Genomic DNA, 934 nt, shown 5'->3' with positions numbered 1-934 from the left:
TGCAAGGAGTCATTGACATTAAACTTGATACCCTTAGCGATGTTGTCTCTGTTGGTTGTGATGTTGCCTTCGTTGGTGCTGACGTTTTGGTTAGTGGTGTACAACTGGCTACCGTTAACCGCATCTTGGCTACTGCTAGTAACCGCTCCGTCTTTGACATTGATGATCTTTTTACCCGCATTGTTTAGACCTGCAGCAGTCAGGGTTACAGGGTTAAGTGGATTAAGACCTGTGACTGAGACACCTAAAGGAGTGACAACAGTATTAAGTATTACGTTACCCCCTGTCTTGACAGTACCAAGCGCTCCTAGGTTTAGATTGTTGTTGAGCTTAATGGCTATCTTGTCATCGATGACTTGGGTAGTGATGTTGTTGTTTGAACCAACAATGTCGACCGCATCACCTAGATTGCGCTGTACTTCATTAGTGTCAGCGGCTCGTAATGCAAAGCCAAGACTGGTAACGCCGCCAACGGCATTGTTTAGATCACCTGCATTAACCGCATTTTTCTCGTTAGTTGCTAGTGTGATGTCACCTGCACTACCTAAACCTGTGATTTGATTGTTGTTCAGGTCAATACCTTCAGTTGAGATGTTGACGCCACCAAAGTCTGCACTGATTAAACCGGTTAGGTTCGGTGCCAATCCAAGCTCGATACCGTCATTGGTAGACAATAGCGTCGTGGTTAGGTTATTGTCTGTGTTTAGCTTAATCTCTTCGCCCAAGTCAAAGGTCTTTTGCAAGGAGTCATTGACATTAAACTTGATACCCTTAGCGATGTTGTCTCTGTTGGTTGTGATGTTGCCTTCGTTGGTACTGACGTTTTGGTTAGTGGTGTACAACTGGCTACCGTTAACGGCGTCGGTTGAGTCACTTTCCAAAGTACCAGCTGCGATGTTGCTCAGCGTGGTTGGGGTACTGGTGCTACCAGTCG

Annotated in this window: 1 pseudogene; it reads right to left on the bottom strand. The window is 45.8% G+C overall.

What is annotated here, in order from left to right:
* Positions 1-934: pseudogene (locus tag ACTXGO_RS14770) on the bottom strand (hypothetical protein); the annotation flags it as partial.

The organism is Psychrobacter sp. T6-1, from assembly GCF_052258445.1.
This window is presented reverse-complemented; position numbering and strand designations above follow the sequence as displayed.